Raw genomic sequence first — 19,165 nt, 5'->3', positions numbered from 1 at the left:
GACCTGACGGAAATCCGAGCAACGGACGTCCCCAGAAGAACGTTTCGGCGAAAACGCCAGACCGCGCCACCCCTTCCGCCACTTAGAAATATCTACCAGCATGAACACGCCGGGTCGGCGCCCAGGTGCGGGTTTCCGCATCCGAGTGCGTCGCTCCACGCCTGGTCAGACGGCCTGCGAATGTCCTGGAGTTGGTCATGCCGGATGTGATGTGGATGCAAGGTGTCGAGTGGCTCGCGGCAGCCGCCTCGGACCCCCGGGCCTGCAAGCGCGAGTGGGATCAGGGGTCGGGGACGGTGCTCATGGAGGCCGGGCGGTTCTGGGACGTCCTCAGCGTTCCCGAGCAACTCGGGCTGCTCGCCCTGGACATCCTGTGGAACGACCCGCTGCGTGCCCCCGGCCCCACCCTGGTGGACACCGCGTCCCGGAGAGTGGGCTTCTTCCTGCCGCCGGACCCGGCCAGCCGCTGGGTCGGCTCCGGGCTCCGCCACGCGGGCAAGGGCTCGTGGGTCGCCGTACCACCGCCGTACCGCGCCGCGCGGTTCCTGGAATGGCTCATTCCGCCCGACGGGACCGGAGCCCTGCATGCCGCGGTCCCCCTGGAACTGGCGTTGCAGCGGGCCAACGGGACGCTCGCCGTCCTGGCTCCCCCGCCCGGAGGGTGACCGGCACTCCGCGGCAGCGCGCGCAGGAGTTCACCAGCCCAGCAGGCCACGGGGTACGGGGACGGCGGGTACGGGGACGGCGGACACGGTCCCGGATTCGGCGGGTACGGGTCCGGCGGTCTTCGAGTCCCGCCTCTCCGCCCTGGAGTCGACCGGCCACGCCGCCCCCTCGAAGGGGCTGGAGGCGGCGAAGGAGGCCCACAGCACCGCGACCACCTCGCGGTGCTCCGGAACCACCCGGCCCTTGGCCCGCCACTCCGCGACCAGTTGGGCGTAGATCGGCGGGTGGCCCAGGCGCCCGTCCGTCAGCTCGGCGTAGGGCCGGCCCGCGAGGCCCTGCTTCGGACGGCGCCGTTGGGCCGTGTGAGTGCTGTCCATGTCGGAGCAACGGCGGTGCGTACGCCGGTGGTACGCATCCGTGGTATCGCTCACCGAGTCGGGTGAACGCGCCGCCCGTTCGGAGCCATGCCCCTGTCCGACAAGCATCTTCACCCATCAACTTCATCCGTCACCTTCACGCATCGAGCGTGGACCGGCTCAGCTCCGCGCGCCGGGAGCGACGGCCGCCTCCGGTTCCGTACGCGCGGAGTCGGCGTCCGCGCGGGCCGAGGCGGAGAGCCGGCCGGCACGCTGGACCGGCACGAGGAGGGCGGCCAGCGCCGCGGCCAGGCAGAGCAGGGCGAGCAGGGTGAAGCCGTGGGTGTATCCCGAGCCGTAGGGAAGGCCCGAGGGCTGGAGACGGCCGGTCACCAGAACGCTGGTCACGGCCGCGCCGATGGACCCGCCGATGGTGCGGATGTTGGCGTTCATCCCGGTCGCGGCGCCGGTCTGCTCGGGCGGCACGCTGCCGACGATCAGGTTGGCCATCGAGGCGAAGGCGAGTCCGATGCCAAGGCCGAAGATGCCTGCGGCGAAGGCCACTTGCCACTGCTGGTCGTGCCACAGGGCGAGGAAGCCGCAGGCGACCGCACCGAGCGCGGCACCGGTCGTGAGCAGCTTCTTGGCGCCGAGGACGGGCTCCAGCCGACCGCTGAGCACGCCCGAGCAGAACATGGCGAGCAGCATCGGCAGCATGAGCAGTCCGGCCGCGGTGACACTGGCGCCGAAGCCGTATCCGGCGGAGCTCGGAGTCTGCACGAAGCCGGGGAGGAAGGACCAGATCGCGTACATGCCCGCGCCGAACAGGAGCGCGGCGGTGTTGGTGGTCCACACCGCGGGCAGCCGCATAACGCGCAGGTCGATCAGCGGGGTGCGGGAGCGCGCCTCGGCCAGCAGCCACAGTGCGAAGAGCAGGACGGCGGCGACGAACAGCCCGATCACGCGGGCCGATCCCCAGCCCCACTGGCCCGCCTGGCTGAGCGGGAGCAGCAGCGCGACCAGCCAGCCCGACAGCAGGACGGCACCGAGCCAGCTGACGCGTCCCTCGGCCCGGCTCGGGGATTCGGGGACGTAGCGCAGGGCGATCAGTGTGGTGACCGCGACGACGCCGACGGGCAGCCAGAACAGCCAGCGGTAGTCGAGCGCGGACACGATGGGACCGGCCGCGACCAGTCCGACGCCGCCGCCCGCGGCGATCACGGCGGACAGGTTGCTGATGCTGGGGCCGACCTCGGCCGCGGTGAACTCGTCCCGGATGATGCCGAAGGAGAGCGGGAACAGCGCGCCGCCTATGCCCTGGACGACCCGGGCGACGATCAGCACGCCGATGTTCGGCGCGAGCGCGGCGAGCAGACAGCCGAGCGTCACGGTCACGAGGACGGCGACGAGGGTGCGCTTCTTGCCGATCAGGTCGCCGACCCGGCCGAGGATCGGGGTGAAGACCGAGGCGGACAGCAGGTAGGCCGTCATCACCCAGGTCACGGTGGACTGCGAGGTGTTCAGGGCGTGCTGGACGGTCGGCAGGGCCGGTGCGATCAGCGACTGGAGCATGGAGAACACGCCCGCACCGGTCGCGAGGACCGCGAAGGTGAGGCGGGTGGACTTCGTGGGCATGAAAAGCCTCTCCGAACGGAGCGGAACGGAACGGATCAGAGAACGGAACACGAACAGAGCAGGCGGAACGGCCGCTCAAGGAGCGGAGGCGGGCTGCGTACGGCCCGTTCGAGGTCACAGGGGGTACGAGCGCGTCGACGGTGCGTGCGGACACACGCCACCACGGGGAACGCACCCCCGACTGCTAAAGTGGAGGTACGCCTCCACTGTAACGGAGGCATACCTCCGCTTCAACTTCTTCTCGGCCGGGAGGCACCAAGTGACGGCTCAGCCGTTCCCCATCAGCGGGATCGTGGCGTCCCGGCGCCCGCACCGCAAAGACGCCGCACGCAACTACGACGCTCTGCTGGCCGCCGCACGGGAGGCCTTCGCGGAGCACGGCGCGGAGGCGTCCTTGGAGGACATCGCCCGGCGCGCGGGCGTGGGCATCGGCACCCTCTACCGGAACTTCCCCACCCGCCGCCACCTCTTCGAGAGCGTGTACGCGGACGAGGTGGACGCCCTGTGCCAGATGGCCCTGGGAGTCGCCGATCGTGAGCCCTGGGAGGCGCTGACCTCGTGGCTGCGGCGGTTCGTGGACTACACCGTGACCAAACGGGCCATCCGTGAGGCGCTCGACAACGAGTCGGAGATCTTCCTGACCTGCCGGGACTCGATGTACCAGGCGGGCGGCCCGCTGTTCGAGCGCGCGCAGAAGGCCGGCCAGGCGCGCGCGGACATGGACTTCGACGACCTGCTGCGCATGGTCGCCGGGATCACCTCGACGAACTTCCTCGACGACACCCAGCGCGACCGGGTCCTCACGGTGGCCCTGGACGGCGTCCGCGCCGCGCGCTGACACCGGCCCGGGGCAGGCAGGAGGGACCCCTCCCCCTTCGTGAACCCCGTCGCCCACACCACACTTACCCTCCAGTAATATCTCGCGGCAGTCCCCTGGAGGAGGAACCGTGCCACGGTCGGAACGCTCAGCCCTGTTGCTCGCCGGCCTGCTGGCCACCGCGGGTGTCGGTCACTTCGCGTCGCCACGGCAGTTCGACGCGACCATTCCGCGGGCGCTGCCGGGGGCACCCCGGACCTGGACGTACGCGAGCGGTGTGGCCGAACTGGCGCTGGCCGCCGGGGTGGCGGTGCCCCGTACCCGCCGGGTGGCCGCGCTGGCCACCGCGGCCTTCTTCGTCGGGGTGTTCCCCGCCAACGTCCAGATGGCCGTGGACTGGCGCCGGCGTCCCGCTCCGCAGAAGGCCGCGGCGATCGCGCGACTCCCCTTGCAGGTGCCCCTTGTACTGTGGGCACGTAGCGTTGCCAATGGTGGGAAGGGTCAGTCATGACGCGTGGTGTGGACGTGGGCGACAAGGTCGAGGACTTCGCCCTGCCCGACGAGACCGGCACGGAGCGCAATCTCACCGAGCTGCTCGGCGAGGGTCCGGTCGTGCTGTTCTTCTACCCCGCCGCCCTCTCCCCCGGCTGCACCACCGAGGCGTGCCACTTCCGCGATCTGGCCGCCGAGTTCACCGCCGCCGGCGGGCGGCCGGTCGGCATCAGTGGTGACGCGGTCGACAAGCAGCAGGAGTTCGCCGGGCGTCACACACTCGGGTACCCGCTGCTGTCCGATGTCGACGGCACGGTTCGCGAACGGTTCGGAGTGAAGCGCGGCTTCTCCCTGGCACCCACGAAGCGGGTCACCTTCGTCATCGCGCAGGACCGCACCGTCCTGGAGGTGGTGCGCAGCGAACTGCGGATGAGCGCCCACGCGGACCGGGCCCTCGCCGCGCTGCGGGCGCATCAGAGCTGACCTTCGACTCCCCAGCGGCAGCCGGGGCGCCCTGCCTCGGCCCGGCGCGCCCACGTCACTCGCCCGTGGCCGGCGGGCCGACGACATGAAGGTCGTAGGCGCCCACCAGGCCGACAGCGGCGTCCAGACCGAGGGACGGGGGCAGTTCACCGGCGAAGGCCACCGGGGTGCCGTTGCGGGCGAACCATTCCGCGACCCCGGTGGGCACCGAGGTCACGAGCAGACGGGATTCCGGGCTGCGCACGACATGGCGGCGCGGGACGCCGCGCGGGCCGAAGGCGATGTCGCCCGGGCCCAGGTCGTAGCGCTGCTCTCCGACGAAGAAGGTGATCTCACCTTCGAGTACGGCCCAGATCTCGTCGTCATGGGCGTCCACGTGCATGCTGATCCTTCGCTCGGTGAGGCGGTCGGGCGGGGCCTCGTCCATTGTGCGAAGGGGTGGCCCGAGGAAGCTTCAGTCATCTGACTGGTCCGCCCGCCTCAGCCGCGGGTCAGCACTGGGCCGAGGCCGGAAGATCGGCCCGCTCGTCACCCCGGAGGTACAGGACGCTGACCCAGCCGTTGCCGATGCCGGGGCCACCGGAGAGATAGATCCAGATGTGGCTGGTGGAACCGTGGTCGACGACCGTCTCCCCGGACAGCCAGCAGAAGGCGGCGTAGCTGTACCCGGCGCGCAACCTGCCGATCACGGGGTGACCGTTGCCCGGGCCGGAACGGATGGGCGCGTCGACGCTGGGCACGACGGTGTACGTCTCGAAGGCGGCCTGCCGCGTGAGGCCGGCCGGCGCCGCGGCCGAGGCGGTTCCCGCGCTCAGCAGGCCGCACGCGAGCACGGCTCCGACGAGGACGGCGACGGACTTGCGTCGGATGCTCATGGATGAACTCCCTGGCACGGCGGGACGATCGCGGTGAATTCCGGTGCGTTCCGCTGCTTTCAGCACTGGGCGGAGGCCGGCAGATTCGCGTACTGGTCGCCCTTGAAATAGACGGCGCTGCTGAATCCGTCGGCGAATCCGATCCAGATGTCGTTCGTGTAGCCGTGGTCCGTGATGGTCTGCCCGTGGGTCCAGCAGTACGCGGTGTAGGAGTGACCGGCGGTCAGGGTGGCCAGGTAGGCGCTGTCCTGCTTCGGCAGCTGGCGGACCTTGACGTTCTCGTAGGGCACGACGGTGTACGACTGCTCGGCGGGCGAGGCGGGCGCGGCGGGCGCGGCGGCGGCCAGGCCGGCCGGGACGAGGAAGGCGAGCGTCGCGGCGCACGTGGTGATGACGGCCGGAATACGGCGCATGAGGAATTCCCCCTGTGTGTGGTGTTTCGCTTTCGACCACCGCCACAGTGGGCGCCGAGCGAGCATGGCGGCAATGCCATTCAACGGTGTTCGAAGTGAGCGCACGGCCGCGGAAGATGGAGCGCGGGTGTACTGCCGTGGTCCCTTCGGTGGTCGGCGGGCGTCCATATGTCCGAGTCCATGATCTTGCTCCCTGTGGGGCCCGCGCAGTGGTTACGCTCCCCAGCGGACGGATCCGATGGGGGCGGGACGGCGGTCCTCATGACGGGAATGGCTCACTGTGCGTAGGCAGCGGCAGGCATCGGGCGGGAACGGCAGGGCCGGGGACCACGGCCAGGGAGCCGTCGGCCGGGACACGGCTCCGGCCGCCAGGAACGGCGCGGAGGTCACGGCGCCGCGCCCGGCGTCCCCGACGACCGGCCCGGGGATGACTCCGCAGGCGCTGCTGGCCCTGCAGCGGGACGCGGGCAACGCGGCGACCGCGCGCGCACTGCGTGGACGGCTCCCGGCCGCCGGGGGCACGACGGCCGCCACACGTGCGCCGTGGCCCGCCCCTGCCGTACTGCCCACTCTTGAGGAACTGCCCGAGAGCAGTGCCGCCACCCGGCTGCCCGCGGTGCTTCCCGCGGTCGAAGAGGCGGTGGAGGAGTCCGAGGAAGGCTCGGAGAGCGCCCGGCCGCGCGCAGCCACCACGACGCGCCCCCGTCGGGCGGGCACGCGTCGGCCGGTCCCCCGGCCGACCGGCAGCGGGACCGGCGCCTCCCATCCGCCGCTCGGACTGCCGCCGTACCTGCGGGAGTTACGGGCGCCGGGGCTCTCCACGGCGTACGGGCTCACCGGGCACGAGTTCGTGTCCACCGCCCTCGGGACGGTCGTCGGACGGTCCGACGGGACGGTGGCCGAGATAGGCGAGGAACTGGCCGGGCGGCCGGAGACGTTCTACGGCCAGGGCCGCTCCTTCGCCGTCGAGGGCCCGGAGGGCAAGGGCTGGTACGACGTCACCGTCACCATCTCCCGGGACGGCACCGACCTGCCCGAGACCTTCGTCTCCCCCGAGGCCGTGAAGGCTCAGGCCGCGGCCGTGCAACAGGCCAAGGCCATGGCCGCGCTGCTGGCCGAGTCGGAGGCCGCCATGGGCAAGGGGAAGGGAAAGGCGCGAGCCGACGATCACGACGGCGGCACCGGCACCGAGGTCGCCCCCCGGCAGGCCGCCCAGGACGCGCGGATGGCCGAGGGCGCCAACACCAAGGTGGACACCCAGCACAACACCTCGGGCGTGGTGAGCCACTCCTCGGGCGGTTCGTCCAGCAAGGGTGTCAACTTCATGGCGTTCGGGCTGGCGCCGGTCGTCCCGGGCGTCTGGCTCGGCGGGGCGGTCATGGCCAACGCGCAGCCGTTCCAGTCCTCCACCGACTCCCGTGTGCAGAAGACCATGTCCGAACCGCGGGTGCTGCGCAGCGACAAGGGGTCCGTCGAGATGCGGCGCCAGGTGCGCTACGGCGTACGGGTCCAGCCGCAGGACGAGGGGCGGGGCGGCCGGGCGCAGACGTTCAGCGGTGCCGGGTCCCTCATGATGAGGGTGCCCACCGAACACCTGGTGCCGGTCACCGCCGAGGCACCCGCGCGGCCGCGCACCCTCAGGGCAGGGACCGCGCGGAGCGTACGGCTCGCGGACTCGCTGGCCCCGGTCGCCCTGGACGACGCCGCGGCCCCCCATCCGGGCGGCGGCGGCCTGTTCGACACGGTGCGCTCCGTGCTGCACCCCTCCCTGACCTCCCGCGGTGCGCCCGGGCGGGCCCGGCTCCACGACGCCACCTCCGCCACGACCGTCCTGGAGGACCTGCCCCGGCTGCTGGGCGGCTGGGTGATCGGGGAGGATCTCGTCTCCAAGGACGGCAGTGCCACGGGCACCTACCGGATGCGCGCCGACCTCACCGCCCTGTCGCCCGCCTGGACGACCGGCAAGACCCAACTGCGTACGCACCAGCAGACACAGCACTCGGTGTCCCACACCGCGGCCAAGGGCCGAGGAGGGACCTTCGGCGCGGGCCCGGCTGCGGGGTTCGGCGTGCTGGGCAACGCCGCCGCGGTGCGCGCGACGGTCATGCCCACGGCCGGCGCGCGCAAAGCGCGGTTCACGGTGGCCGAGCAGACGGTGTCGAGCCGTCAGGGCGCCGAGGTCAGAGGCGACAAGGTGCTCTACCTCGGCAAGGTGCGGTTCAGCGTCGAGGGCACCGGACCGCTCTCCCCCGCCATGAAGGTGCGCTCCGGGACCCGCACGGCCTGGCACTCCATGGATGTGTGGGTCAGTCTGCGCGCCGACGAGGCCCGGTCCCTGGGCCTCGAACTGCCCGAAGGCGTCACGGCGGGCCCCATGATCAGGGAGCCGGGAACGGACGCGAACGGGAAGAAGCTCGACCGGCGGCCGGGGGAGGACTCACGGGACGGGGCCGGGTCGTCGGCCGGTCCGGCCAACGAGCGCCATCTGCCGTTCGGGGCCATGGGGTCGAGCGTGGCGATCAGCCAGCTGGACACCGCTCCCCTGCTCTCCGGCATCGAGCGGCTCTTCGCCACCGACCAGCGACTCGCGGGCTATCTTCCCGCGTTCGGCGCGGGGGCGGGGAACGAGGTGAGCCGCGAGGAGGGCGAGGTGCAGCGGCGTAACTACCGCGAGCTGATCACCGTACTCTCGGAGACCAACCTGCGGGTCAACAAGGACCAGCTGCTCTCCTCCGGGATCCGGGTCCGGATGCGGCGCAAGGGCCGGTGGCACGCGCACGACGTGCAGATCAAGGTCGTCGGCGCCCTGCGCGAGACGGGCTACCAGGGGGAGACGAAGGACTGGCTGGTGCGCAGCCACAGCGGCGTCACCAGCAACTCGCAGAGCGGGCGGTCCAGTTCACGGTCGATCGGCGGACTGGCTCTCGGCCAGTTCCGGCTGATCCCCGGTGCCCTGTCCGCCACGGTGCGCGGCGAGCGGACCCGGCAGAGCACCCGGCGCAACCAGGCGGGTCCGGCGACACGCTCCGACGTGCTCACCAACGGCGGTGAGAACACCAGCGCGTTCGGCGGCGCGCTGCGCCTGGACGTGGACGTCACCATGACGACACGGGAGCGGACCGCCAAACGTGCCCTCACCCCGGGCATGCCGGGGCGGGACGCACCCGACGCCGTGCACATCGCCTCGACCGCGGACAACGAGGCGCTCGACCTGGCGGAGCAGGACGTACGGCTGCTCACCCCGACCGCGTTCACCCTGGACACCGCCGGGAAGGACCGGCTGACGGCCAGGACCCGCAGGCGTACCGCCGGACTGGCGCCGCCGCAGCGGCAGTTCAACGCGTCGGGCATCGGCGATCTGTCGACCATGGCGCCGCGCTCGATCGCGGGCCGGGCGGTCCGGGACTGGACGCTGGTGGAGACCGTCGGAGGCGGCGGACCGGTCCGGGACCTCGCCTTCGAGCTCCTGTCGCGGGCCGCGGGCCGCAACCGGGAACTGCGGGAGGACCTCGCGCTGCAGACGGAGGGCCTCGCGCCGCGGCTGGCGATCGAGGAACGCTTCAGCCCGCAGGCCATCACCTCGGCGCTGCGCCAGGCGGTGTCCTCCGGGTGGGTGGTGAAGAACCTGCAGTACCCCCGTAGGCTCCACGCGCTCAACGGCGCGATCGGTACCCGGTTCGCCCTCACCAACCCCGAGGTGGTGGCCGGGGGCACCGGGGCGGGTACCGAGACGTTCCTGCTCGGCGGGCACCAGATGACCGGGCAGGAGGGCAGCGGTACCTCCACGTCCGTGCAGGGCGGCGCCCTCGGATCCGAGAACGGCGCCGGCTGGCGGCTGGGCGAGGGCGTGTCGGCCGCGCGGAGCCTGGGCCGGAGCGCGGCGACGGCGACGACGCTGAGCGGCACCGTCGAACGCAACGCCCACACTCCGCGCACCCGGCCCCTCTACCTGGTCCACTGCGATCTGGTGGTCCGGATGGTCAGCGAGGTCAAGGTCACGGGAGGCGGCCCGTACGTCGCGAAGGGCGAGCGGACGCTGCCCGCCGCGGCCGCCGTCTGGCTCACCCAGGAGCAGCTGGCGGCGGCGGGCCTGCGCGTTCCCGGGGCCGACGGGCAGACGTCCTCGAAGGAGGAGTCCGCACGCGTGGGCGCGGAGCCCAAGGGCCCGGAATCCAGGGGCAAAGACTCCAAGGGCAAGGGGAAGGCCACCCAGGAACAGACCGAGACGTCCCGGAGCGGGGAGTCGTCGAGCACGACCGCCCCGGCGGCGCCCGCCCTCGCCCAGGAGCTGCCGCTCGGCTTCGGAATGATCGAGGAACTGCCCGACTTCGTTCCCCTGCTCGAGCGGCTGCGCGCCGACGTCGGGCGGCGTGACCGGTCTCTCGCCGACGAACTGCTGCCCAAGCAGCAACTGGCCGATCCACACGACAACATGCAGCGGCTGCTGCGCGTCCTGGACCGGGACGGGTCGGCCGGACTGCTCTCCGGGGCCATGGACGGCGGTGTGCCCGTCGAACTCTTCCGCGGCCGCAACACACCGTACTGGGCCGTGTTCCGCGTACGCCGCACCCGGCAGGGCACGTCCGAGGGCGAGGCGAAGGACGGCCGCGACATGGAGTACATCACCTCGGCCGCCACACAGCGGGCGGACACCCGCGACAAGAGCGACACGCGGACCGTCGAGGGGGTCGTGGCCGGTGCCGGCAAGCCGGAGGGCGGCGGTGGTCCGCTCAAGAGCGTCGGCGGCTCCGGCGGGCTCGGCATCGGCGTAAGCGATGTCACGAAGTCGGCCACCGTGGCGCGGGGTCAGCTAGGCATGAAGACCGTCGCCGAGGCCTCCGCCCGTTCCGTCAGAATGCGGGTGCCGATCGAGGCGACCCTCGAACTGCACTCGTCCCGTGGGCGGGTGGGCCTCGCCACCCTCGGCGGCCAGTCCCTGGTCCACCGCGTCCTGGTCAAGGACCTCGAGGCACTGTCCCGGCTGCGGCCGGTGCCGCGCGCGGAGGCGGGACAGGCGTTCCTGCGGCAGGACGACGCCGAAGCGAGCCGGCTGGGGCCCTGGCACGGCCGCGGGGTGAGCCTGCCGATGGAGGCGCAGGTCAACGGGTTCCGCGGCGCTCCCGAGATCCGCCGGGTGATCGACGACGCGGTACGGGCCGCGCTCGGCGGGGAGCGTTACCGCAAGACGGGCGACGCGGCGGCGTACGCGCAGCGCGAGGCGGTGTCCACCGAGTGGCTGATCTCCGCCCTGCCACTGCTCACCACGGCGGGGGTCGACCTGCCCGTCGTGCACGCCTCCGGGGCGCAGGGGCAGGATCTGCGGACCTCACTGCACGCCCGGCTGCGCGCCGGCCGCGTGCTGGGCGTCGGCGACAAGATGACCTTCGAGACGGTGGCGCAGAGCGCCCTGGACGCGCCCCGGCCCACGGGTACGGACCACCAGCAGGCGGTGGAGCACAACAAGTCGGTACGGGGGCTGGGCGGCGCCGGTGTGCTCAACGCGGACGAGTTCCGGATGAACCAGCTCCTCGGCAACGTCGACCAGGTCGGCGGCGCCACCGACACCTCCGCCCACGGGTCCGGCTCGATGCCTCTGCACAAGCCCAAGTCCGAGGCGACGCTGGTGCAGTTCACCCTGGACGTGCGGGTGGTGGCCCGGGTGAGCAACCGGGGCCGCTCCGGCGCCCCCTCCGTCGCCGTACGGGACTTCACCGTCCCCACTCCGGTGGTCGTGCGGATCCCGGCGCCCGTGGCCCGCCGTATGCTCCAGGACCCGTCCAACCACACCAAGCTCCACGACCCGGACGGCCGCCTCACATCCTGATGCGGGGGCGTGTCAGCCGCCCGGCTCCTCCACCGGCTCCGCCGGATCCGCCGGCCGCTCGCCGATCACCGCGGTGAGCTCCGTCCGGCGGCGGATGCCCAGCTTGCGGTAGGCACTGGTCAGATGGGTCTCGACGGTGCGCCGGGCGAGGTGCAGGAGTTCGGCTATCTCGGCGTTCGTCCGCCCGTCGGCCGCGAGGGCGGCGATCCGGCGTTCACTGCCGGTCAGCGCCTCCCATCCGGTGAGCGCGGTCGCCGAGCCGCGGGAGCGGCCTTCGGGGAGCACCTCCTCGGCCAGCGCCCGCATCCGTACCGCGCCCAGCCGTTCGGCGTGCTCGGCCGCCTCGCGCAGCGCGTCGCGGGCCCGGCTCCGGTCCCCCGCCGCGACGAGCTGACGCCCCTGTCCGATCAGGGCGGGGATCAGCTCGGTCTGCGCGGAGGCGTCCCGCAGGATGCGCACGGCACGTTCGGCGAGTTCCAGACCGCGGCGGCCTCCGGTCGCGGTGGCGAGCCCGCGCAGCGCCCGGCCCACCAGCCGGGGGGTGTCCCACACCTGGGCGAGCCGCAGTTCTTCACGGGCCAGTGTGAGGGCCTCCTGCGGACGGCCCAGCGCGCTGCGGCACTCGGCCGCCGCGGTCCGCCAGGGGGTGACCACTGGGCTCACCACGTCCCGTGCCAGCTGCCGGCGGCCGCATTCCAGGAAGTCGTCCAGCGCGCCGGCGTGATCCCCCTGCGCGGACCGCAACACGCCCCGCGCGTAGAGGAATCGGTTGAGTTCCCAGGAGTCGTGCGCGTCGCCCAGGGCGAAGCTGTCCGCGAGGCGGGCCGCCTCTTCGGTGCGGCCCGTCTCGACCAGGGCGATCACGGCGTGTCCGTGGGCGTTGGCCGGGTCGGGCCGGCGGCGGGTGGATTCGGTGACCTGCCAGGCCGCCGGTTCGGCGAGCAGATCGGCGTACTGTCCACGCGTGGCGGCGATGTCCGCCCGTACGTTGAGCAGCGCCAGGTGCATGGGGTGCAACAGGGACGGGCTCTGCCGGTCCAGTCCCCGGCGTACCAGCCCCTCGGCCTCCGTCAGTTCGTCGGCCCATTGCGCGACGGCGGCGGCCGTACCCAGCAGGAAGGGTTCGGCGAGCGCGTCGACCGGTTCGTCCAGCAGGGCGTGCATCCGTTTCATGGCCGTGGCGGCGGGGATCAGTCCGGCCGTGGCGTCGTAGCGGACCAGAAGGGCCTGACCTGCCGTTCCGACCAGGTCCGGGGACCGCTCGGCGGCACCGTGCAGCCAGCGGTACGCCTCCTGACGGATGCCCTGGTCGTGGTCCGACAGCAGCGCCGAGGCGGTCTGCAGCAGCCGTGTCAGGTCCGGATGGTCGGTCAGTTGCTCGTCCAGGTCGCGCAGGACGTCCAGCGCGGCGCGCGCCTTGCCGCGCCGGGCCAGTACGGTGCCCAGGGCCACGGCCGCCCGTACCCGGTCGTGCGGCATGCCCGGCAGCCGGGTCGCCTCGGTCAGCCGGGGTATCCCGGCCGAGGAGCGGGCGGCGGCGAACTCCAGGGAGCCCAGCTCGGTGAGGACCATGGTCCGGCGGGCGGGCGTCAGCGGTTCGTCCAGCGCACGACGCAGATACGACACGGCGTCGTCGGGTCTGTCGTCCCGCACCGCCACGGACGCGGCGTCCTGCAGCGCCACGGTGGCCCAGGCCGCGCCCACGGCCGGGGTCCGCAGCAGTTGTCCGGCCACCGCTTCGGCGCGGTCGCCACGGCCCAGCATCACTTCGGCCGCCGTACGGTGGGCCGCCTGCCGCCGGGCGGTGGGCCAGCCGCTGAGCACCGCGTCCCGCAGCAGCGGGTGGGCGAAGCGCGGCCGTCCGTCGGGATCGGGCCGCAGCAGGCCGAGGCGGGTCATGGCGGTCAGCCAGCCGGGTACCCGGGCGGGGTCCGCGTCGGCCGTCTCGGCGAGCAGTCCGGTGAACTCCTCCGCGTGGCCCTCCTCCCACACGTCCGCGTCCAGCGCCGCGAGAGCGCGGGCCACCCTCGCCGTCGCCTCTCCGGCACTGTCCAGCCACCAGGAGACGGCGGCCGGATAGGCACCCGGGTAGAGGGCGGCACAGGTGTCGGGCACGCTCCTCGGGGGCGCGCCGTCCGGTTCCTGTGCGCGGAGGTCCTCGAGCAGGGCGCGCAGCAGCAGGGGGCTGCCCGCGCCGGCCCGGACGCAGTCGTCCACCCAGGCGGGCGTGGCGGCGCCGACCGCCGAACGGACCAGCTGCGCCGCCGCGTTCGCGCTCAGCGGGGCGAGCGTGTGGGTGCGCACCAGGGTGGGCGAGAGCGCGTGCGCCAGACCGGCGGACGGCGGGTCGATGTCGTACTGGCTGCGCTCGGTCGCCACCAGGAGGACGGGCAGTGTGTCGATCCGCCGGGCGGCGTCGATGAGCCAGCGGCGCGAGGGTTCGTCGGCGCAGTGGACGTCGTCCACGGCCAGCAGCAGTGGGGCGTCGGCGGCGTGGGAGCGCAGCCGCCTCCACAGGTGTTCGGCGTACGACCAGTGCTGCGGATTGTCGTCGAATATGTCCGGAAACAGCTTGGTTCCGGTGTCGAATTCGCCACCCGATGACAGAAGTTGGAGGACCGCCGCGAACTCCGCGGCCTCGCCGTCGGGCGAGCAGCGGGTCCGCAGCACCCGCATGCCGCGGGCCGCCGCCCGCTCGGTGACGGCCTCCAGGAGGGCGGTGCGCCCCGTGCCGGTGGCCCCTTTGAGCAGCACCAGACGGCCGGACCCGGCGCGGGCGCGGTCCGCCTCGGCGGCCACCAGCTCGAGTGCCTCCCGTCGTTCACGCAGCGCCTCGGTCTCGCCCATCGATGTCTCCTGTCGGGGACGTTTCATGATCCATCTCGTGGTACGTCTCGTGGTCCTCCACGATTGCGCGAGGCACGCCAAGCACAGAAGTCTGGGACCAGCCCTTCGGCCACTGGCGACACAGGGGCTACCAGCACGTGGATTTGGGAGAAGCGGTTGCGCAGTTCATTACGGACCACTGACGCAGGCGTGTCACAGCGGCCCGCCGACACCGGCGCGGTGGATTCCGGAAACCGCATACCGGTGGTGGTCCAGGCACCCGACCCGATATCCCGGGCCGGGGTGCGCAGCCAGTTGGCGCAGCACCCGGTGATCGACCTCCTCGACAGCGTGGAGGCCGGGCCCGGCACCGTGGCCGTCCTGGTCAACGAGGGACCGGACGAGGCCACGCTGTCCCGGCTGCGCCGACTCGTGCGCAGCGACGGGGCGCGTGCCGTGCTGGTGGTGAACGCGATCCGCGAGGCCGAGCTGCTCGACGTCATCGAGTGCGGTGTCGGGGCCATCGTCTGGCGCCACGAGGCCAGTGCGCACCGGTTGGTGCAGGCCGTGCTCGCGGCCGCGCGGGGCGACGGGGATCTGCCGGCGGATCTGCTGGGACGCCTCATCACTCAGGTGGGATCGCTCCAGCGCACCGCTTCCGGCCAGACCGGAGTTCCGCTCTCCGGCCTGGTGCCGCGCGAGATCGATGTGCTGAGGCTGGTCGCCGAGGGGCTGGACACCGGGGAGATAGCGAGCAAGCTCTCCTACTCCGAACGTACCGTCAAGAACGTGATGCACGGGCTGACCACCCGGCTCCATCTGCGCAATCGCGCCCACGCCGTGGCCTATGCGCTCAGGGAAGGCTACATCTGAGGCGGACGTTCGTTCGTACGGGGCCTGTCGAGCGGGTCATCGGGCGGATCACAGCAGACGGGTACAGAGCGGGTACTCAGCCGGACCACGGCTGGTACGCGGCAGGATGTGACGGCACGGCGGGAGCACGACGGTGATTCACGAGGTGGACGAAGTCCTCAAAGGGCTGCTCAGGAGCGGTGCGCTGGCCGGTTCCGGTATCGAGGTCGCCTTCGACGCGCCGAGCCGCGAGTGGGCCGCCCGCCGCAACGCGCCCGCCATCAACGCCTACTTGTACGACATCCGCGAGGACGTGCGGCGCCGTGAGCGCGGTGCCATGGCGGTGCGGGACGAACGCGGGATCGTGCTGCGCCGCCGCCAGCCGCCGCGCTGGTTCCGGCTGTCGTATCTCGTGACGGCCTGGACCAAGCAGCCGCAGGACGAACACCGGCTGCTGTCCGCGGTGTTGGCAACGCTGCTGCCCCACGAGATCCTGCCCCCGCACGCACTGCCCGACGCGCTGGCCGCACTGGGCCTTTCCGTGCCGCTCTCGGTGGCGAACCTGCACACCGAGTCCCGGTCCCTCGCGGAGATCTGGTCCGCGCTCGGCGGTGAGCTGAAGCCGTCGCTGGATCTGGTGGTGACCGCGCCGTTCCCGTCGTTCCCGGAGTACGACGCCGGGCCGCCGGTCACGGAGGGCGCCGGTGTGCGCGTACGCGGGATGGACGGAACGCTGGAGGGCTCGCCCGAACGGCAGCACCGGGCACGGCACTTGGCGTCCACGACTGCGGCCGACACGGCAGCGGGTACGGAGCTCCCGGCCGGGGACCGCCCGGTCGCGGAGGATCGAAACGGAGAGAAGCGAGCGAAGTGACCCCGCACGTCCCGGCGTCGGCCGCCACCGACACCTCGTCGTCCACCGACGACACTTCAGCCACCGCCTTCGAGGGATCGGCCGACGCGCTCCTGGTCCGGGTGTCCCGGCTCCGCGAGCAGGTGGCGCTGCTGGTCGAACACCGCAGCGCGACCGATCCCACCGCGGCCGATCCGCTGCGCGGCCTGTATCTGTCCGAGGACGCGGTACGGCATCTGCTGGAGCCGGCCGGTCAGGACCCCGCCCCCGAGAGCTGGGTCTCCGAGCGGGGCGACCGGCTGGATCTGCTGGCCGGGCGGCTCGGGCTGACCGAGCTGGACGTCCGGATCCTGCTCATCGCGCTGGCCCCGGACCTCGACCGCACCTTCGAGCCGCTGTACGGCTACCTCAACGACGACGTCAGCCGCCGCCGGGCCACCACCGGGCTCGCGCTCGACCTGTGCGGACTTCAGGCACACCGAGCCGGGGCACGGGCCCGGTTCCATCCCTCGGCTCCGCTGGCCGCGCTGGGCCTGATCGTCGTCGAGGAACCCGAACGCCCTTTTCTGAGCAGGTCGTTGCGCGTACCCGACCGGCTGATCGCGCACCTGCTGGGCGACGAGACCCTGGACGCGGCACTGACCGGCCATGTCCACCGGCTCCGGGCGCCGGCGCGGGGCGAGCAGTACGACGAGGTTTTCCTGCGCAGGCTCGCCGGTCGGCTCGCGGCCGCCCCGCTCACCGTCTATCTGCGCGAGCACCGGGCGGGCGACGGTCTCGCCTGTGCCGCGGGCGCGCTGCGCGACGCTTCGGGGCAGGAGGCGCTCCACTTCGCTCCGGAAAGGACCGCCGGGCAGGAGCCGATCGCCGAGCTGCTGCGCGAGGCCCGGTTGCGTGGCTGCGCGATCGTCGTGTCGCCGCTGCCGGAGGATCCCGCCCCGCTGATGCGGGCGCTGGCGGTGGACGACGTGTCCGTGCTGTTCACCGATCCGCGTCCGTACGATCCGCACTGGTGCGACCATCGCGATCCGCTCGTCCTGGACGCGCCCCGGCTGCGCTCCGGAGCGGTGGACGCGTGGGCGGTGGCGCTCGGCACCGGGGTCGACACCGAGACTTCCGCTCATGTCGCACCCGTGCCGGAACCCGCCCCCGGCTTCGACCTCGCCCCGGTGGTCGCGCCGTACCGGCTCGGCGGCGACCGGATCCTGCGCGCCGCCCGTGCCGCGCAGCGCCTCGCCGTGTTCGAAGGTACCGCGCTGACCCCCGCTCATCTGCGGCTGGCCGCCCGGCAGCAGTCCGCCTCCGGGCTGGAGCGGCACGCCCGCCGGATCCGTCCTGACGTCGGCTGGGAGGATCTCGTCCTGCCCGACAAACCGCTGGTGCAACTGCACGAGCTGGCGCTGCGCGCCCGCCACCGTGACCAGGTGCTCGGCGACTGGCGGCTGAGCGCGGGCGGCGGCCGTGGCCGGGGCGTCCTCGGCCTCTTCGCGGGTGATTCCGGCACCGGCAAGACCCTGTCCGCGGAGGTCGTCGCCGCCGAACTCGGCCTCGACCTCTACGTCGTGCAGCTCTCCTCGATCGTCGACAAGTACGTCGGCGAGACGGAGAAGAACCTGGAACGCATCTTCACGGAGGCGGACCGCACCGACGCCGTGCTTCTCTTCGACGAGGCGGACTCCGTGTTCGGCAAGCGGTCCGAGGTCAAGGACTCCCACGACAGGTACGCCAACATGGAGAGCTCCTATCTGCTCCAGCGGCTGGAGTCCTTCGACGGCATCGCACTGCTCACGACCAATCTGCGCGCCAACATCGACGAGGCGTTCACCCGCCGTCTCGACCTCGTGATCGACTTCCCGTTCCCGGACGCCGAACAGCGGCTGGCCCTGTGGCAGCACGCGCTGACCCATGTGCCGTGCGCCGAGGACACCGATCCGCGGGCCGTCGCCCGGGACTTCGAGCTGGCCGGTGGTTCGATCCGCAGCGCCGTGGTCACGGCCGCCTACGGAGCCGCCGGCCGCGGTGCGCCGGTCGACACGGCCGACCTCCTGGAGGGCGCGCGCCGCGAGTACCGCAAGGCGGGCCGACTGGTGCCGGGCGAGGGTACCTGGTAGCTCCTCGCCCGCTCGCTCGCGCGGACGACCCTGCCCGGCCGACGACTGTCGGCCGGGCAGGGTCGCTTCACACGGTGAACTTGACGGCCTCGAGCCAGAGCAGGTTGCTCAGGGTCCCACCGAAGATGTAGTTGTCCCCGCCGGGCTCGTCGCAACCCAGGCCGTGCCAGCCCTCGTTGTGGACGTGCGCGGTCTGGCAGACGACGCTCTTGCTCTCGCCGACGTTCATGGCGAAGCCCAGCATGTACGGGTCGTCCTTCTTGGTGCTGCCGATGTAGAGGTCGGCGCCGTCGACCACGCCCTTCCACGGCCCGTTGTAGTGCCCCTTGCCGTCGGTCGACTGGGGGTAGTAGACGAAGGCGGTGGCAGCGGTGCCGCCGGTGTCGGACGTGGCGAGGTTGAGGGACTTGATCGGGCGGTCCTCTCCCACCGTTCCGGCCATGTCGCCGTCGCACACCGGTTTGGTCCAGCCCTTGTCCGTCAGATAGGCCCGGTAGCAGATGTGCCGTCCGGGGTCCTGCGCGGCCAGTTGCGCGACGGCGGTCGCCGCCGTTTCCTCCTGCGGTTTGGCCGACTCCTTCGGCTTGGTCTCGGACGAACCTCCGCTGCCCCCTCCGGAACCGCTCGCGGCCTGTGTATCGGGCGCCGAGGGCACGACCGGGGCCTCGGCGCTGGGCGAGGGAGGCGTGGGTGGCGCGGCGGAAACCGAGGGGCTGGGCGGGAGTGTGCTGATGCCGGCTTCCTGGAGCTTCTCCGTGGCGGACGTGCTCACCTTGGGCTTGTACGCGATCCACAGCATCACGAACGTGATCGCCAGCGCCATGAACACACCCAGGAACGTGGCGAGCCAACGCGGCAGGAACCCACGCTGCACATACGTACCCTCCACCGGCTGCGGCACCGCACCCGAACGCTGAATCGCCAGCGTGTACGGCCGCTGCTCCTTCGACCCGAACCAGATG

General features: G+C 72.3%; 14 protein-coding genes and 1 pseudogene. 8 read left to right on the top strand and 7 right to left on the bottom strand.

What is annotated here, in order from left to right; translation table 11 throughout:
- The first annotated feature begins 197 nt into the window (after window positions 1-197).
- Complete coding sequence (locus tag ACZ69M_RS23995; protein ID WP_403692489.1) at window positions 198-665, top strand: hypothetical protein; 468 nt, start codon at window positions 198-200, stop codon at window positions 663-665.
- Window positions 666-695: 30 nt separating this feature from the next.
- On the opposite strand, the gene ACZ69M_RS23990 is transcribed toward ACZ69M_RS23995, so the two are convergent.
- Together ACZ69M_RS23990 and ACZ69M_RS23985 are read right to left on the bottom strand one after the other, a co-directional pair.
- Window positions 696-1,043 (bottom strand): hypothetical protein, encoded by a 348-nt coding sequence (locus ACZ69M_RS23990; protein WP_470052678.1) that lies wholly within the window; start codon window positions 1,041-1,043, stop codon window positions 696-698.
- Window positions 1,044-1,202: 159 nt separating this feature from the next.
- On the bottom strand, window positions 1,203-2,657 hold the full coding sequence (locus ACZ69M_RS23985; protein ID WP_470052676.1) for an MFS transporter: 1,455 nt from the start codon (window positions 2,655-2,657) through the stop codon (window positions 1,203-1,205).
- 259 nt (window positions 2,658-2,916) lie between these two features.
- On the opposite strand from ACZ69M_RS23985, the gene ACZ69M_RS23980 reads away from it, so the two are divergent.
- The 3 genes from ACZ69M_RS23980 (at window position 2,917) to ACZ69M_RS23970 (ending at window position 4,449) form a co-directional block, all read left to right on the top strand.
- Window positions 2,917-3,495: a TetR/AcrR family transcriptional regulator gene (locus ACZ69M_RS23980; protein ID WP_470052674.1), complete on the top strand. Its 579-nt coding sequence runs from the start codon at window positions 2,917-2,919 to the stop codon at window positions 3,493-3,495.
- 109 nt (window positions 3,496-3,604) lie between these two features.
- Entirely contained in the window at window positions 3,605-3,985 is a 381-nt protein-coding gene (locus ACZ69M_RS23975) for a DoxX family protein (RefSeq protein WP_352047162.1), read from the top strand.
- A complete protein-coding gene (locus ACZ69M_RS23970; protein WP_470052672.1) occupies window positions 3,982-4,449 on the top strand; it encodes a peroxiredoxin in 468 nt (155 codons plus the stop codon). Before ACZ69M_RS23975 ends, ACZ69M_RS23970 begins: the two co-directional genes overlap by 4 nt.
- 55 nt (window positions 4,450-4,504) lie before the next feature.
- On the opposite strand, the gene ACZ69M_RS23965 is transcribed toward ACZ69M_RS23970, so the two are convergent.
- From ACZ69M_RS23965 to ACZ69M_RS23955, 3 genes are all read right to left on the bottom strand, one after another.
- Window positions 4,505-4,876, bottom strand: a complete 372-nt coding sequence (locus ACZ69M_RS23965; RefSeq protein WP_470052670.1) for a cupin domain-containing protein — start codon at window positions 4,874-4,876, stop codon at window positions 4,505-4,507.
- A gap of 64 nt (window positions 4,877-4,940) precedes the next feature.
- Window positions 4,941-5,324 (bottom strand): SH3 domain-containing protein, encoded by a 384-nt coding sequence (locus ACZ69M_RS23960; protein ID WP_470052668.1) that lies wholly within the window; start codon window positions 5,322-5,324, stop codon window positions 4,941-4,943.
- 59 nt (window positions 5,325-5,383) lie between these two features.
- Window positions 5,384-5,737, bottom strand: coding sequence for an SH3 domain-containing protein (locus tag ACZ69M_RS23955; RefSeq protein WP_470052666.1), 354 nt, complete (start codon window positions 5,735-5,737; stop codon window positions 5,384-5,386).
- A gap of 280 nt (window positions 5,738-6,017) precedes the next feature.
- On the opposite strand from ACZ69M_RS23955, the gene ACZ69M_RS23950 reads away from it, so the two are divergent.
- Complete coding sequence (locus ACZ69M_RS23950; RefSeq protein WP_470052664.1) at window positions 6,018-11,561, top strand: hypothetical protein; 5,544 nt, start codon at window positions 6,018-6,020, stop codon at window positions 11,559-11,561.
- Between the two features lie 12 nt (window positions 11,562-11,573).
- Here ACZ69M_RS23950 and ACZ69M_RS23945 read toward each other — a convergent pair whose 3' ends face one another.
- Entirely contained in the window at window positions 11,574-14,408 is a 2,835-nt protein-coding gene (locus tag ACZ69M_RS23945) for an AAA family ATPase (protein WP_470052662.1), read from the bottom strand.
- Between the two features lie 189 nt (window positions 14,409-14,597).
- Between ACZ69M_RS23945 and ACZ69M_RS23940 the strand changes: the two genes are divergently transcribed.
- From ACZ69M_RS23940 to ACZ69M_RS23930, 3 genes are all read left to right on the top strand, one after another.
- Window positions 14,598-15,260, top strand: coding sequence for a helix-turn-helix transcriptional regulator (locus tag ACZ69M_RS23940; protein ID WP_470052660.1), 663 nt, complete (start codon window positions 14,598-14,600; stop codon window positions 15,258-15,260).
- A 133-nt stretch (window positions 15,261-15,393) separates the two neighbouring features.
- The gene (locus ACZ69M_RS23935) at window positions 15,394-16,113 is read left to right on the top strand and encodes a Pvc16 family protein (RefSeq protein WP_470052658.1); all 720 of its coding nucleotides are present in this window, start codon (window positions 15,394-15,396) and stop codon (window positions 16,111-16,113) included.
- Complete coding sequence (locus tag ACZ69M_RS23930; protein ID WP_470052656.1) at window positions 16,110-18,203, top strand: ATP-binding protein; 2,094 nt, start codon at window positions 16,110-16,112, stop codon at window positions 18,201-18,203. Before ACZ69M_RS23935 ends, ACZ69M_RS23930 begins: the two co-directional genes overlap by 4 nt.
- Window positions 18,204-18,270: 67 nt before the next feature.
- On the opposite strand, the pseudogene ACZ69M_RS23925 reads toward ACZ69M_RS23930, so the two are convergent.
- Window positions 18,271-19,165, bottom strand: a pseudogene (locus ACZ69M_RS23925) (hydrolase); the annotation flags it as partial.

The sequence above is a fragment of the Streptomyces sp. NPDC107454 genome (genome assembly GCF_055582885.1).
This window is presented reverse-complemented; position numbering and strand designations above follow the sequence as displayed.

What these genes read in the sequence shown, in the direction of transcription:
- ACZ69M_RS23945 (WP_470052662.1), bottom strand. Translation starts at nt 14,408, where the DNA reads ATGGGCGAGACCGAGGCGCTGCGTGAACGACGGGAGGCACTCGAGCTG.
- ACZ69M_RS23960 (WP_470052668.1), bottom strand. Translation starts at nt 5,324, where the DNA reads ATGAGCATCCGACGCAAGTCCGTCGCCGTCCTCGTCGGAGCCGTGCTC.
- ACZ69M_RS23965 (WP_470052670.1), bottom strand. Translation starts at nt 4,876, where the DNA reads ATGGACGAGGCCCCGCCCGACCGCCTCACCGAGCGAAGGATCAGCATG.
- ACZ69M_RS23955 (WP_470052666.1), bottom strand. Translation starts at nt 5,737, where the DNA reads ATGCGCCGTATTCCGGCCGTCATCACCACGTGCGCCGCGACGCTCGCC.
- ACZ69M_RS23970 (WP_470052672.1), top strand. Translation starts at nt 3,982, where the DNA reads ATGACGCGTGGTGTGGACGTGGGCGACAAGGTCGAGGACTTCGCCCTG.
- ACZ69M_RS23990 (WP_470052678.1), bottom strand. Translation starts at nt 1,043, where the DNA reads ATGGACAGCACTCACACGGCCCAACGGCGCCGTCCGAAGCAGGGCCTC.
- ACZ69M_RS23985 (WP_470052676.1), bottom strand. Translation starts at nt 2,657, where the DNA reads ATGCCCACGAAGTCCACCCGCCTCACCTTCGCGGTCCTCGCGACCGGT.
- ACZ69M_RS23995 (WP_403692489.1), top strand. Translation starts at nt 198, where the DNA reads ATGCCGGATGTGATGTGGATGCAAGGTGTCGAGTGGCTCGCGGCAGCC.